This window comes from Herbaspirillum sp. SJZ107 (genome assembly GCF_006715485.1).
In the GTDB taxonomy this organism is placed as follows: Bacteria; Pseudomonadota; Gammaproteobacteria; order Burkholderiales; family Burkholderiaceae_D; genus Telluria.
The window spans coordinates 234,350-247,390 of the sequence record NZ_VFNH01000004.1; the positions used below are offsets into that span (position 1 = coordinate 234,350).

The window sequence follows — 13,041 nt, forward strand, 5'->3', positions numbered from 1 at the left end:
CTCAGAACAGCTCGATCGCCGGCGAACTGTTCTCGGCCGTCATGCCGTCGCCGTGCAGCCGCTCGGTGGCCAGGTACTCGGACGTGATGTCGGCCACCAGGCGCGCCAGCACGTCCGGCCGCGGCACCGGATTGCCGATGAATTCCTGGCCCAGCGCCGCATTGCGCTGGGCGATCGCCGCCTGCAGCCGTTCCACGCACTGGCGCACCACGTCCTGGTACTGCAGCTGGCCGAGCACCTCGACGGTGCCGGCCGCGAGGGCCTCGCCGTGGTCGTGCATCTCGCCCAGGCGCTCGCGGTAGCTGCCGCAGGCGCGGTCGAAGCTGGTCTGCAGGCGCGCCACCGCCTGCGAGACGCGGTTGATGTGCACCATGTCCTCGGCCGACTCGGCGGTGCTGTTTTCCAGGCCTTCCTTCAGCATGCTGCGGATGCGCTCCAGGCTGCCGCCGATGTGGCTGGCCGCCGTGTGCGAATTGGCCGCCAGCGCCCGCACTTCCGACGCCACCACCTTGAACGCGTGGCCGGCGCTGCCGGCGCGGCTGGCCTCGATCGCGGCATTGATCGACACCAGGTGCGACTGCATGCTGATCGCCTGCACGTTCTCGGCCAGGCCGGACAGGCCCTTGATCTCGCCGGCGATGGCCGAGATGCAGGCCAGGTCGCGCTGCAGGCGCGCCGGAAGGCATTCCAGGAAGCGCGCCAGCTGCGCCAGCGCCGCGGCGTTGGCGGCGATGTCTTCCTCGAATTCGGCGGCGTCGCTGGTGGCCTGCTGCAGGCGCGCCGCCAGCTCGGTCGAGCGGTCGGACAGCTCGCGCACCTGCTGCATGATGGCCAGCGCCGAGGTCTCGGTGCGCGCCACCGCTTCGTCGAGCTTGCGGCCGATCTCGCGGTCCAGGTCGAGGCTGGCCTCGATGGCCGCCTCATAACCGCCGGTGGCCGGCAGCGCAAGCGCGGCGGCACGGCGGCCGGAAGTGCGCCGTAACGGCTTGGCGAGGGCCGAGGGCAAGCGCATGGTCAGGCGCATGTCAGGCTCCCGGCAGCACTTGCTTGACGATCTTCAGCAGGTCGGCGCCGGCCACGGGCTTGACCATCCACCCGGTGGCACCGGCCTTCTTGGCTTCGTCGCGGCGCGCCTGCTGGCTCTCGGTGGTCAGCACCAGGATCGGCGTGAAGCGAAAGCCCGGGGTGGCGCGCGCCTTGCCGATGAATTCGATGCCGCCCATGTTCGGCATGTTGATGTCGGTGATGATCAGGTCGGGCTTCGGGCCGGCCTTCAGGCGTTCCAGGCCCTTGAGGCCGTCGCTTGCGGTTTGCACCGCGAAGCCGGCGATTTCGAGGTTGTTCTTCAGGCTCAGCACCATGGTGCCGGAGTCGTCGACGACGAGAATAGTCTTGGCCATTTCGATTTCCTTGTTTATCTTGATATGTTCGTTCTTGTTGCGCTCAAGCCGGTGCCAGCGCGGCGACGAGCCAGGCGGCCAGCGCGCTGCCCGCCGGCCAGGCGGTGACGCGTACGCCGGCCGCCATCAGCACCTGCAGGCAGGCGGCGTGCACGTGCTCGCATCCGGCCAGGTCGGCGCGCCGGCCGGCGCCGCCATCCAGTTGCGCCAGCTGCGCCTGCAGCACCTCGGCGTCTTCCACCGTGAGCGTGCCGCTGCACGTCAGCACGCCATCGTTCACCTCGATCATTGCAGCAGCTCCTTCGGGTTGATGACCATCAGCACCGAGCCGTCGCCCAGCAGGGCCGAGCCGGCATAGGCGTCCAGGCCGCCGAGAATGCCCGCCATCGGTTTCAGGATCACCTCGACCACCTCGCGGAAGTCGTCGATCACCAGGCCGACGTCCTGGCCGTGCACGCGCAGCACCAGCGTGGCCATTTCGTCGTGTTCGTTGTGGCGCTGCGGGCGGTCGAGCGCCAGCAGCTCGTTCAGCGAGCGCAGCGGCACGATGCGTCCGCGCAGCACCGCCGTGCGATACTGCTTGATGGCGTGCACCGAAGCCGCCGGCACGCGCACGGTCTCGACCACCATATCCATCGGCACGCCGTACTGCACGCCGCCGGACTCGACCACCATCACGTTGGTGACGGCCATCGACAGCGGCAGCGACAGCTGCATGCGGGTGCCCTGGCCGGCCGTGCTCGACAAACTGACGTTGCCGCCCAGGCGGTCCACCGCGCTGCGCACGGCATCCATGCCGACCCCGCGGCCGGACAGGTCGGACACCTGCTCGGCGGTCGAGAAGCCCGGCAGGAACACCAGGTTCACCGAGTCCTGGTCGCTCAGGCCTTCGAGCGCCCCCTCGTCGATCAGGCCCTTGCCGTAGGCTTTTCTGCGGATCGCGGACGGGTCGATGCCGCGGCCGTCGTCGCTGACCTCGATGATCACGCGGTCGGCTTCCTGGCGTGCCCCGATCACCAGGCGGCCGCAGGCCGGCTTGCCGGCTTGTGCGCGCGCCGCCGGCGTTTCCAGGCCGTGGTCGAGCGCGTTGCGCACGATGTGCACCAGCGGGTCGGCCAGGGCCTCGATCACGTTCTTGTCGGCCTCGGTGGCTTCGCCTTCCAGCACCAGCTCGACTTCCTTGCCGAGGCGGCGTGCGATGTCGCGCACCAGGCGCGGGAAGCGCTGGAACACGAAGGAGACCGGCGTCATGCGCACCTGCATGATGGCGTCCTGCATTTCCTCGACGATGCGGTTGATCACGCCGTGCTGGGTCTTGATCTCGCGCGCCAGTTCGCGCACGCCGTAATGGTCCTCGGCGCGCGCGGCCAGGTAGGGCAGGCCGTTGCGCGCCACCACCATTTCGCCGATCAGGTTCATCAGGCGGTCGACCTTCGACTGCTCGACCTTGAGGATGCGGCCGGCGCCCTGGTCCTCGGCGCGGCGGCCGAACTTCTGGTCCGGCGCAGCATCGGCAAGGGCAGCGCTGTCGGCAGCCGTGGCATCGCCGGCGCGCACCGCTTCCGGCAGCGCGGCAGGCGCTGCCTGCACGTCGTCGTGCGCTGCACCCTGCGCATGGCGCTCGATCCAGGCCAGCACCGGTGCCACCGTGCGGCGTGCCAGCGCGTCGGCCAGGCAGCCGTCGAGTTCCGCCAGGATGGCGCCGCGTCCGACCGCCGTCATGCAGCCGCGGATCGCCGCCACCGCCGCCAGCAGGCGTCCCGGCACCCAGGGCGTGTCGCCGGTGCTCCACAGCGCCTGGCCCTGGGCCTGGACAATCGCCAGCGCGTCGGCCAGGCGCTCGTCTTCCTGCGGCGCGGCGGCGGCGGCGGCCGGCAGGGCATCGATCCAGACCTGGTCCGGCACGTAGCGGAAATGCTCCTCGACCTCGGCGCGGGCGGCGCCGCTCACCGCCTGGAACACCAGGTTGCAGCGGTAAGGGTCGAGTTCCGGCAGCGCCGGCCAGGCTTCGGCCGGCACCACGCGCTGCCACAGCACGCCGGGCAGCTGGATCGCCTGGTACAGCGGATCCTCGCCCTTGAAGAAGCACTCGGCTTCGGGCGTGTACTCGATCCAGAGCAGCGCCTCGCCGGCCGCCAGCGCCTCGCTCCAGCCGGCACGCAGCTCGGCCGGCGCCAGGGCCAGCGCCGCTTCCATGCGCGCCGTGCGGGCGGCGCTGGGCGACGGGGTGTCCGCGCCGGCGCCGGCGTCGCCGGACCCGGCGGCATCGCCGGACAGGGCGCACAGGCGTTCGGCCAGCGCCACCGCCGCCGGGCCGTGGGCCGCGTCCGGGGTGGCGCCGGTGCCGATCTCGTCGAGCTGCAGGGACACGAAGTCCATGGCGTCGAGGACGGCGTCGGCCATGTCGCGGTCGTAGACCAGGCGGCCGTCGCGCACCGCGCTCAGCAGGTCCTCGGCGGCGTGGATCACGCGGAACATGTCGGGAAAGTCGAACAGGCCGCAATTGCCCTTCAGCGTGTGCACCACGCGGAACAGGTCGTCGAGCAGGGCGCTGTCGGCCGGGTTGCGCTCGAGCGCCATCAGGCTGCCGGCGATGCCTTCCAGCGCGTCGCGCGACTCCTGCAGGAATTGCTGCAGTAGCGGATTCGATGCGGCGTTCATGCGCGTTCTCCCAGCAGCAGGCCGACGATGCGCGCCAGCTGCTGCGGGCGGGTCGGTTTCACGAGGTAATGGTTGGCGCCGGCCTCGAAGGCGCGGCGGCAGTCGCTGTCGGCGGCTTCGGTGCTGGCCATGATGGCCGGCACCTGCGGCCCGTCCTGGCCGCGCAGCGCGCGGAGAAAAGCGTAGCCGTCCATGTGCGGCATGTTGACGTCCACCAGGTACAGGTCGAAGGCCGCGGCGGCAGCCTTTTCCAGCGCTTCGACGCCGTTCGCGGCCTCGGTCACCGCGTAGCCGGCTTCCTCGAGGATGGTGCGGTGGTACATGCGCACGGTGGCGGCATCGTCCACGACCAGGATATGTTTGGCAGCCTTCATAGCCCCTCCAGCGGCTTTTGGTACACGATCGCCTGCGGGAACTTGCGGACCCTGAACAGCGACGAAATACGGCTCATCGATTCGGAATGGCCCAGGCAGATGAACCCGCCGGGGCGCAGCACGTCAAAGAACGACTCGGCCGCCTGGCGGCGTGAGGCGTCGTCGAAATAAATCAGCAGGTTGCGGCAGAACACCACGTCGAAGCCGCGGTAGGCGTCCACCTCGCGCGGATCGTTCAGGTTCACGCGGGTGAACGCCACCGCATCGCGCAGCATCTGGCAGATGCGCCAGCCGCCATCCTCGCGCTTGAAGTACTTCTGCAGCCAGGCCGCCGGCAGCTGCTGCACCGCGCGCTGCGAGTACAGGCCGGCCTGGGCCTGGGCCAGGATGCGGGTATCGATGTCCGAGGACACGATCTCGACGTCGAAGTCGGCCAGCTGCGGCCAGCGTTCCAGCAGGTAGATCGCGATGGTGTACGCTTCCTCGCCCGAAGACGAGGGCATGACCCAGATCCGCAACGGCTCGCCGCGCCGCTTGCGCGCCGCCAGTTCGGGCAGGATGCTCTGCACCAGGCACTCGAACTGGTAGTCCTCGCGCATGAAATAGGTCTCGTTGACCGTCATTTCATTGACCAGCGCCTGCCACTCGGCACCCGAGGCCTGGAAGCGCAGCATCGCGAAGTAGTCGCGAAAGCCCGTGCTGCCGGTGGCGCGGATGCGATCCACCAGGCGCTTGTCGACGAAGTAGCGTTTCGATGGCTCGAACTGGATCCCGCTGCGGCGATAGAAATACTCGCGGAAGCGCTGGAAGTCGTCGTCGCTGATGGCCGTTTCCGTCATTCAGCGACTCCGTGCCAGGCGTCCGAGCACCAGCTCGCCGGCGAATGCGATGTAGGGCTCGCCGCGGAAGCGTTCCAGCAGGCGCTCGACCGGCGCGCGCGCCGTTTCGGTGCCCACTTCGGCCAGCACGTCGAGCGCGGCGCCGCACACGTTGACGTCGGGGTCGGCCTCGATCAGCTGCAGCAGCCACTCTTCCACGCAATCGTGGCGCAGGGTGTCGAGGATGCCGACCGCCAGGATGCGCACGTCGCGGTCCCAGTCCACCAGCAGGTGGGCGATGACGGTCGCGACCTGCGCCGGCAAGCCGCGCAGCACCTCGATGGCGGCGTTGCGCAGCCAGGCATCTTCGCTGCGCAGGCAGGACGCCAGGCCGGCCGCCGCCTCTTCGCTGCCGGTCCGGCCGAGCGCCGCCAGCACCGCGCTGCGCACCGGCTGCTCGACTTCCTGTTCCAGCGCGCGCAGCAGGGCGGGCACGGCCTCCGGGCAGTCGCCCAGCGCATGGGCGGCGGCGCGGCGCACGGCCGCATCGGGCGCATCCAGCAGGGCGGTGTCGCATTGGCCGGCCGATGCCGGTGCCGGTGCGAGTGCCGGCGGCACGCTGGCGGTGCTGATGTGTTTGATCAAAGGCATGTCTATTTCCTCGTTGTAGCCGCGGGCGCCATCACCCAGTCGGCGAGCGCTGCGGCGATCTGTTCGCACGGCAGCACCTTGCGCGCACCGCCGCGGCGGATCAGCTCGGCAGGCATGCCGAACACCACCGACGACTCCTCGCTCTCGGCGATGGTGCGGCCGCCGCGGCGCGCGATCTCGGCAAAGGCGTCGGCGCCGTCGTGGCCCATGCCAGTCAACATCACCCCGACGATGGCCTCGGGGGCGTAATGCTCGAGCGCGCTGCGCCCCAGCATTTCGACCGACGGATGCCACAGGTGGGCCGGGTTTTCCGGGCGCGGCAGCAGCGACGGCTGGCCGGCGCGCATGACGACGGCGGTGTCGGCGCCGCCCTTGCAGATATAGACGGTGCCGGCTTCCAGCGCCGTCGGGCGCGCCGCCTCCACCACGCGCAGCTGGCACAGGCCATCCATGCGCTGGGCGAACGGCGCCGTGAAATTCGCCGGCATGTGCTGTGCCACCACCACCGGCCACGGGAAGTCGGCCGGCAGTGCGGGCAGGATGCGCTCCAGCGTGCGCGGACCGCCGGTCGAGACCCCGACCACCACGATGCCGGCGGCGGTGGCCCGGGCGAGCGGACTACGAGCGGGCGCGGTGGACGCGGTGGCTGCCGGCGCCGCGGCCCTTGCGCGCGCTGCCGGCGCCACGCTGCGCACCGGCGGCAGGCAGCGCTGCGGGCGCGCCCGCGCCGCGCCGCGCACCTTGTCCAGCAGCTGGGGCGCGATCGCGTCGAGGCCGAGCGAAATCGTGCCGCCCGGCTTCAGCACGTAGTCGACCGCGCCCAGGTTCAGGGCTTCGAAGGTCGCCAGCGCGCCTTTCACCGTCAGCGACGACAGCATCACCACCGGCACCGGCCGCTCGACCATCATCTGCGACAGGGCGGTGAGGCCATCCATGTCCGGCATGTTGATGTCGAGGGTGACCACGTCCGGCGCGAACGCCAGGTTGGCGGCCACCGCCTCGCGTCCGTTGCGCGCGTAGGCGATCTCGAAGCCGCCGGCCTCCTCGAACAGGGACCCGAGCTGGCGCCGCATCAGCGCCGAATCGTCGACGATCAGCAGTTTCATGCCGGCCTCACACCTCGATGCCGGCCAGTTGCGCCAGGTCGCCTTCGGCGATCAGGTGGCGCGGGTCGAGCAGCTGGATCATGCGCTTCTGCTTTTCCAGGTTGGCCATGCGCGCCAGCAGGCGCGACTGCTCGGCGGACAGGCAGGGCGCCGGCTCGATCGCGCGCCGCTCCACCTTCAGCACCTCGGCCACCGAGTCGACGATGAAGCCGGTGCGCACGCCGTCGATCACGAACACCATGATGCGCTGGCGGTCGCTGCGCTCGGCATGGAGCAGGCCGAGGCGGCGCCGCAGGTCGACCACCGGCAGCACGGCGCCGCGCAGGTTAATCACGCCTTCGACAAAGGCGGGCGCACGCGGCACCTGGGTCAGCTGTTCCGGGACGCGCACGATTTCCTGCACGCTGTCGATCGGCACGCCGAATTCTTCCTGGCCGAGGCGGAACACGACCAGCTGTTCCTCGTCGTCGCTGCCGGCGCGGCCATTGCCGGTATCCTCTTCCATGTGGGTTTGCATGTGTTGGTTCTCCAATACTTCGCGGATCGCGTCCTGGCGGAACATGCTGGCGGCATCGATGATCGACACCAGGCGCTTGCCGCCGTCGAGACGGCAGATGCGGGCGATGTCGGCCATGCCGGGTTCGCGCGCCAGCAGCGGCGGCACCGGTTCGGCCCCGGACAGGGGCACGCGCAGGACTTCGTTGACGCTGTCCATCACCACGCCGACAGCAGCGCCAACCCCAGCGCCGCCGATCGCGACCACCACGATGCGGCTCTGCTCGTCGGCGGCGCGTTCCGGCAGCGCGAACATGCGGCGCAGCGACACCAGCGGCAGCAGGCGCTGGCGCAGGGTCATCACGCCCAGCACGTGGCCTTCGGCATGCGGCACTTCGACGATCTCGTCGGGCATCTGCACGATTTCCTGCACGTTCTCGATCGCCACCGCATATTCCTGGCCGGCGACTTCGAAGCTCACCAGCTGCAGCTCGTCGGCGGCGGCACCGTCGTCGGCACCGGCTGCCGCGCCGGCGTTCAGGCCGGCCACGGCGGCGCTGCGCACGGCGCGTGCGGCCTGGGCGAATTCGGCGGCGATCAGGCGCTCGAAATCGAGCACCATGATCATCGCGTGGCCGCCGACGTCCTTCAGCAGGCCGCGCAGCAGCTCGCTGCGCACGGTGGTCGATACGCCGGCCGCATCCTCGATCTGGCGCACGTCGACGCCGACCACGCTGGCCACGCGGTCGACCACGAAGCCGAGCGGCTGGCCGAGGTCGATCACGACCGCGCGCGAGGCGTCGTCGGCGGGGCGCTCCGGATAGCCGAAGATGCGGCGCAGGCTGATGATCGGCAGCACCTTGCCGCGCAGGTTGGCCAGGCCGTCCAGCGTGGGCGGCGCCAGCGGCACCCGCACCACCTCGGGCACGCGGATGATTTCCTGGACCGGCGCCATGTCGACCGCGAACACCTGGTTGCCGGCGACGAAGGTCACGAACTGGCGCACTTCGGAATCGGCGGCCTGCGGTGCCGGATTGATCTCGTCTCTCATAGTTGATCTCTCAATGCGGGCACCCGCTTCAGGCGCTCTGCAGCTCGTCGGCCAGCGAAGCGATTTCCTCGACCGCGCTGGACAGTTCTTCGGCGCCCTGCGACTGCTGGCGCGCGGCGGCGGCGGCTTCGCTGGCGGCCTTGTCGGCTTCCTGGGCGGCGGCCGAGATCTGGTCGGTCGCGGTCTTGACCTGCACGATGGCGGCCGAGATGTCGTTGGCGGCGGCCAGGATCTCGCTGGTGCCGGTTTCGACGGCGTTGATGTCGCCTTCGATGGTGATCAGGGCGGCGGTGATCGACTTCGCCTTTTCGGCTTCGGCCAGGGCGGTGGCAGCGATCTCGTCGAGGTCGCGGCTGACCACGCCGATCTGGTCCTGCACGGCCTTCACCAGGTCCTTGATGCTGTCGGCATTCTCGGCCGAGTCGTGGGCCAGGTTGCGGATGTCGGTGGCGACCACCACGAAGCCCTTGCCGAACTCGCCGGCGCGCGCCGCTTCGATCGAACCGTTCACGGCCAGCATGTTGGTCTGGATCGAGACGGTGGTGATGGCGTCGACGATCTTGTCGATGCGGCGCGAGACCAGTGCCAGCTCCTTGATCTGGCGCAGCGAGGCGCGCGAGGCGTCGACCGAGGTCGAAATGCCGGTGATCAGGCTGTCCACCGCTTCCTTGTTACGGCCGAGCAGGGCGCGGATCGCACCGGCCTTTTCGCCGCTGACGGTGGCGCGGCCCTGGGCCAGCTGCAGGCCCTTTTCGATCTGGGTGATGGCGGCGCTCGACTGCTCGGTGGCGACCGACTGCACCTGGGCACCCTTGCGGATCTGCTCGATGGCGGCCATGATCTGGGTGCCGGCGCGGCTGATTTCCTGCACCGCCGACGACAGCTCTTCGGCGCTGGAAGCGACTTCCTCGGCGCTCTTGGCGACGTCGGTCGAGTTCTTCAGGTCTTCGGCCAGTTCCGACAGGGTCTGCGAGGTCGATTCGCATTCGCCCAGCGCCTGGCTCTGTTCGGCCACGGTCTTGGCCGATTCCTCGGCGGCGGCCGACTGTTCCTCGGCGGCGGCGGCGATTTCCTGCGAACCCTTGAGGGCTTGCTGGGCGGCGGCCGCCGACTGCTGGGCGCCGACGGCGATCTCGCGCACGCCGGCAACGATCTCGGCGGCGTCCGTACGGATGCGGGCCAGCTGCTCGCCGATCGCCTTGCCGTTCTCGACTTCGCCGAGCACGGTGCGCGCCGAGGCGCCGATGCCTTCGGCCACGACCTTCACTTCGCTCTGGATCTGGGCCACCAGGTCCTGGATCTGCTTGGCGCTCTTTTCCGAGGTCTCGGCCAGGGTGCGCACTTCGTCGGCCACGACCGCGAAGCCCTTGCCGTGCTGGCCGGCGCGCGCCGCTTCGATCGCGGCGTTCAGGGCCAGCAGGTTGGTCTGGTCGGCGATGCGGGCCACGGCCTTGACGATGTCGCCGATGTTGGCGGCCTGCTTTTCGAGTTCGGCGACCATGGTCACCGATGCCGCCTGGCGCTCCGCGGCGACACCGACATTGCTGACCAGCACGGCGATCTCGCTGCCGGTGCGTGTCACCAGGTTCTGGGTGGCTTCCATGCGCACCTGGCTGGCGTCGGCGTTCTCGAGCTGGCGCCCGATCGCGACTTCGACCTGCTGGAAGGCGGCCAGCGATTCCTGCGAAGCCGACGACGCCTGCTGGGCGCCGGCGGCGATCTGGTCGGAGGCGCGCTTCAGTTCCTCGGCGGCCGACGAAGCTTCATTGATGCCTGCGGCCAGCTGGGCGGTGGCGGCGGCGATGCGCTCGGCAGCCTGCTGCTGCTTGGCCAGGGTGCGCGCCTTCTTGCGCTGCACTTCGGCGAGACGGGCCGCGGACTGTGACGGTTTGGCGGCGACATCGCTGTCGTACTGGGTACTGTGGATTTTCTTGACGAGCGCCATCTGCGCCTCCTGGACACGGGTTGATCACGGTCCCGCGTATTGACGGGATGTGAAGCAGTGTATGCAAGAGGCATGGGGCAGGTGAAGTAGGATTGATCCTACGAGAAACGGTAAATTCCTTAAGGCAACATAGGATATTTCCTACGATAAACCTGGTTACTCGGGTTTTTTGACGAGTCCGTGCTTGACTGCAAACAGTACCAGACCGACCAGATCCCGCACACCGGTGCGCTCCATGATCTGTGCGCGGTGGGCGGCGATGGTCTTTTCGCTCAAATCTAGCTCATAGGCAATTTCCTTAGTCGACTTCCGGCTGGCGATCATCGTCAGGATCTGTTGTTGCCGTGCTGTCAGCATGTCGAGTGCCTTCGGCGCAACAGTGGGCGGACGAACGAAGCGTTCGATCATCTTTTTCGACACCGACGGACTCAGGTAGCTGTCGCCGCGACCGACGGCCTGCAGCGCGATTTCGAGTTCGCTCGGCGCCGATTCCTTCAGCAGATAGGACGCCGCGCCCCGGCGCAGGGCTTCGGCCACCAGCTCTTCCGAGGCATGCATGCTCAGGATGATCACGCGGGTCTTGGGACTGACCTGGCGGATCGGTTCCAGCAAATCGAGTCCGCTTTCTTCGCCGAGCGTGATGTCGGCCACCACGATGTGCGGACGAAGCTGGCGCACCAGTTCCATCGCATCCATCCGGGTACTGGCTTCGCCGACGACGATGAAGCCGTCGATCTGGTTGATCAGGTTGGAGATGCCCGCACGCACCAGGGCGTGGTCATCGACGAGAACGACGTTCACTTTTCCTCCGCAGGCGCAAGGGACAGAAGGGGCAGGGTGGCGGTGATCCGGGTGCCCTGGCCGACGGCGCTGTCGACGCGTAGGCTGCCGCCCAGCAGCTGGACGCGCTCGCTCATCCCTGCCAGCCCCGAACGGCCGTTGCGCGCCCCGTGCTCGCGCCAGTGCGTGGCATCGAAGCCGAGGCCGTCGTCGCGCACGATGACCTCGATCTCGTCGCCCCTGGCGCCGCCGTTCACCTCGACCACGACATGGCGCGCGCGCGCATGGCGCACGATGTTGGTGACGCTTTCCTGCACCAGCCGGAATACGCCGATCTCGATGGCCGCGTCGAGCCTCGGCGGCAGGCCGGCGTATTCGAAGACGTAGCTGGGACCGCCTTCCAACTGACGCGACAACATGTGGCCGATGGTCGGTTCGAGTCCGAAATAATCGAGGCCGGGCGGGCGCAGCGACACCGACATGTCGCGCACCAGCCCGACCAGCGAACCCAGTTCGCGCTCGGCCTGGCTCCAGATCGCTTTTCCGCCGTCGTCGTCGAAGTAGGGCAGTGCCCGGTGCAGCAGCAGGTTGAGGGCGGACAGGCGCTGGCCGAGCTCGTCATGGAGTTCGCGTGCCAGTGCCTTGCGTTCGGCTTCCTGGGCGTTGATCAGGTCGCGCGACAGGCGGGCCGTGTGGGCACGCTTGCGGCTGATCCTGTCGATCAGGCGCTCGCGCTCGAGGCTGGCGTCTTCCAGGTCGCCAACCAGCTGTTTTTCCCGTGTCATGTCATGCTGGAACCCGGCAAAATGCGTAACCTTGCCCTCGTCGTTCTGCATCGGGAAGATATACAGCTTGTTCCAGAACATCTCGCCGTTCTTGCGGTAATTCCTGAGGATGCATTCGGCCGCGAGACCGTGCGCCAGGGCCTCGGCCAGGTGGGCGCGGTCGGACTGGCCGCGGTCGCTGCCCTGCAGGAAGCGGCAATTACGGCCGACGACTTCGGCGCGCGCATAGCCGGTGATGCGCTCGAATGCCGCGTTGACGAACACGATTGGATAGTCGGGCTGCAGCGCGTCGGTGATGACGACGGGTGCGTTACTGGATTCCAGGAACGAAAACAGAAATTCCAGGCAGCGGTGTGGGGAACGGCTGCTGTCCATGTCAGTACAAACGTGAATAGTTGTGATTTTAGTGTAACAAAGATCGCCGGTTGTGTCCGCACGTATGTCACGCGCATGGCATGCAGCGACAGGGGGGGCGTACTCACCGCTTTGTGGGGACTGCCGGGCTTTGCGCGTGTGGTTCGGCGCCAAGGGCGCGGATTTTTACCTGCACGATCCCGTGTTCTGGGCCAAGACCGGCGCGTCCGGGTTCGTCGGGCTGCCGTAATGCCCTGCAGTGAGGGCATCCGGCGACATGTCCTACATCGAACCAGCCAGTGTGCCTATTTTCGATACCGTGCAAGCCCTTAGACTTGAGCCTATCGATCACGCATTCGAAGGAACACATCATGGCCGCCAATCAGACGAACCAATCCGACGACAAGCTCGACGCCCCGACCGGCAAGCAGGACCACGCCCAGGTCCCGCCCGGCTCGAAAACCGGCACCGACACCCGCGACAGCGCCGGCGGCGGCGGCACCGTGCGCGGACCCGGCGGGCCGGACACGGGCAGCGATGCCATGCCCGGCCAGAGCAACGCGCTGTAGCGGAAGCCGTCGCCGGGGCGTATGTGCCGCTGGCGGCTGCCTGTTTGCCACT

Annotated in this window: 13 protein-coding genes; 1 reads left to right on the forward strand and 12 read right to left on the reverse strand. The window is 68.5% G+C overall.

All coding sequences use genetic code 11. The features are described from left to right. Nucleotide 1: 1 nt before the first annotated feature. The 12 genes from FBX97_RS24100 to FBX97_RS24155 all read right to left on the reverse strand — a co-directional run bounded on the left by FBX97_RS24100 (nucleotide 2) and on the right by FBX97_RS24155 (nucleotide 12,441). Complete coding sequence (locus FBX97_RS24100) at nucleotides 2–1,024, reverse strand: methyl-accepting chemotaxis protein (protein ID WP_141837479.1); 1,023 nt, start codon at nucleotides 1,022–1,024, stop codon at nucleotides 2–4. 1 nt (nucleotide 1,025) lies between these two features. Continuing rightward, a complete protein-coding gene (locus tag FBX97_RS24105; protein WP_141837481.1) occupies nucleotides 1,026–1,400 on the reverse strand; it encodes a response regulator in 375 nt (124 codons plus the stop codon). A gap of 43 nt (nucleotides 1,401–1,443) precedes the next feature. Beyond that, complete coding sequence (locus FBX97_RS24110) at nucleotides 1,444–1,689, reverse strand: hypothetical protein (RefSeq protein WP_141837483.1); 246 nt, start codon at nucleotides 1,687–1,689, stop codon at nucleotides 1,444–1,446. Next, nucleotides 1,686–4,061, reverse strand: a complete 2,376-nt coding sequence (locus FBX97_RS24115; RefSeq protein ID WP_141837485.1) for a chemotaxis protein CheA — start codon at nucleotides 4,059–4,061, stop codon at nucleotides 1,686–1,688. The genes FBX97_RS24110 and FBX97_RS24115 overlap by 4 nt, the downstream gene beginning before the upstream one ends. After that, the gene (locus FBX97_RS24120; RefSeq protein ID WP_141837487.1) at nucleotides 4,058–4,435 is read right to left on the reverse strand and encodes a response regulator; all 378 of its coding nucleotides are present in this window, start codon (nucleotides 4,433–4,435) and stop codon (nucleotides 4,058–4,060) included. Before FBX97_RS24120 ends, FBX97_RS24115 begins: the two co-directional genes overlap by 4 nt. Beyond that, a complete protein-coding gene (locus FBX97_RS24125) occupies nucleotides 4,432–5,274 on the reverse strand; it encodes a protein-glutamate O-methyltransferase CheR (protein ID WP_141837489.1) in 843 nt (280 codons plus the stop codon). The genes FBX97_RS24120 and FBX97_RS24125 overlap by 4 nt, the downstream gene beginning before the upstream one ends. Continuing rightward, the gene (locus FBX97_RS24130; RefSeq protein ID WP_141837491.1) at nucleotides 5,275–5,904 is read right to left on the reverse strand and encodes a HEAT repeat domain-containing protein; all 630 of its coding nucleotides are present in this window, start codon (nucleotides 5,902–5,904) and stop codon (nucleotides 5,275–5,277) included. Between the two features lie 2 nt (nucleotides 5,905–5,906). Further along, nucleotides 5,907–7,010, reverse strand: a complete 1,104-nt coding sequence (cheB, locus tag FBX97_RS24135) for a chemotaxis-specific protein-glutamate methyltransferase CheB (RefSeq protein ID WP_141837493.1) — start codon at nucleotides 7,008–7,010, stop codon at nucleotides 5,907–5,909. A 7-nt stretch (nucleotides 7,011–7,017) separates the two neighbouring features. Then, nucleotides 7,018–8,556, reverse strand: coding sequence for a chemotaxis protein CheW (locus tag FBX97_RS24140; protein WP_141837495.1), 1,539 nt, complete (start codon nucleotides 8,554–8,556; stop codon nucleotides 7,018–7,020). A 28-nt stretch (nucleotides 8,557–8,584) separates the two neighbouring features. Beyond that, nucleotides 8,585–10,501 carry a methyl-accepting chemotaxis protein gene (locus FBX97_RS24145; protein WP_141837497.1) on the reverse strand — a complete coding sequence of 639 codons (1,917 nt, stop codon included), beginning with the start codon at nucleotides 10,499–10,501 and terminating at the stop codon, nucleotides 8,585–8,587. Between the two features lie 156 nt (nucleotides 10,502–10,657). After that, nucleotides 10,658–11,302: a response regulator transcription factor gene (locus FBX97_RS24150; protein ID WP_141837499.1), complete on the reverse strand. Its 645-nt coding sequence runs from the start codon at nucleotides 11,300–11,302 to the stop codon at nucleotides 10,658–10,660. Beyond that, nucleotides 11,299–12,441, reverse strand: a complete 1,143-nt coding sequence (locus FBX97_RS24155; protein WP_141837501.1) for a sensor histidine kinase — start codon at nucleotides 12,439–12,441, stop codon at nucleotides 11,299–11,301. The genes FBX97_RS24150 and FBX97_RS24155 overlap by 4 nt, the downstream gene beginning before the upstream one ends. 350 nt (nucleotides 12,442–12,791) lie before the next feature. On the opposite strand from FBX97_RS24155, the gene FBX97_RS24160 reads away from it, so the two are divergent. After that, nucleotides 12,792–12,989 carry a hypothetical protein gene (locus tag FBX97_RS24160; protein WP_141837504.1) on the forward strand — a complete coding sequence of 66 codons (198 nt, stop codon included), beginning with the start codon at nucleotides 12,792–12,794 and terminating at the stop codon, nucleotides 12,987–12,989. Nucleotides 12,990–13,041: the final 52 nt, after the last annotated feature.

Bases quoted from the DNA above. Each gene is read 5' to 3' on its own strand.
- FBX97_RS24100 (WP_141837479.1), bottom strand. From the start codon at position 1,024: ATGCGCCTGACCATGCGCTTGCCCTCGGCCCTCGCCAAGCCGTTACGG.
- FBX97_RS24105 (WP_141837481.1), bottom strand. From the start codon at position 1,400: ATGGCCAAGACTATTCTCGTCGTCGACGACTCCGGCACCATGGTGCTG.
- FBX97_RS24110 (WP_141837483.1), bottom strand. From the start codon at position 1,689: ATGATCGAGGTGAACGATGGCGTGCTGACGTGCAGCGGCACGCTCACG.
- FBX97_RS24115 (WP_141837485.1), bottom strand. From the start codon at position 4,061: ATGAACGCCGCATCGAATCCGCTACTGCAGCAATTCCTGCAGGAGTCG.
- FBX97_RS24120 (WP_141837487.1), bottom strand. From the start codon at position 4,435: ATGAAGGCTGCCAAACATATCCTGGTCGTGGACGATGCCGCCACCGTG.
- FBX97_RS24125 (WP_141837489.1), bottom strand. From the start codon at position 5,274: ATGACGGAAACGGCCATCAGCGACGACGACTTCCAGCGCTTCCGCGAG.
- FBX97_RS24130 (WP_141837491.1), bottom strand. From the start codon at position 5,904: ATGCCTTTGATCAAACACATCAGCACCGCCAGCGTGCCGCCGGCACTC.
- cheB (WP_141837493.1), bottom strand. From the start codon at position 7,010: ATGAAACTGCTGATCGTCGACGATTCGGCGCTGATGCGGCGCCAGCTC.
- FBX97_RS24140 (WP_141837495.1), bottom strand. From the start codon at position 8,556: ATGAGAGACGAGATCAATCCGGCACCGCAGGCCGCCGATTCCGAAGTG.
- FBX97_RS24145 (WP_141837497.1), bottom strand. From the start codon at position 10,501: ATGGCGCTCGTCAAGAAAATCCACAGTACCCAGTACGACAGCGATGTC.
- FBX97_RS24155 (WP_141837501.1), bottom strand. From the start codon at position 12,441: ATGGACAGCAGCCGTTCCCCACACCGCTGCCTGGAATTTCTGTTTTCG.
- FBX97_RS24160 (WP_141837504.1), top strand. From the start codon at position 12,792: ATGGCCGCCAATCAGACGAACCAATCCGACGACAAGCTCGACGCCCCG.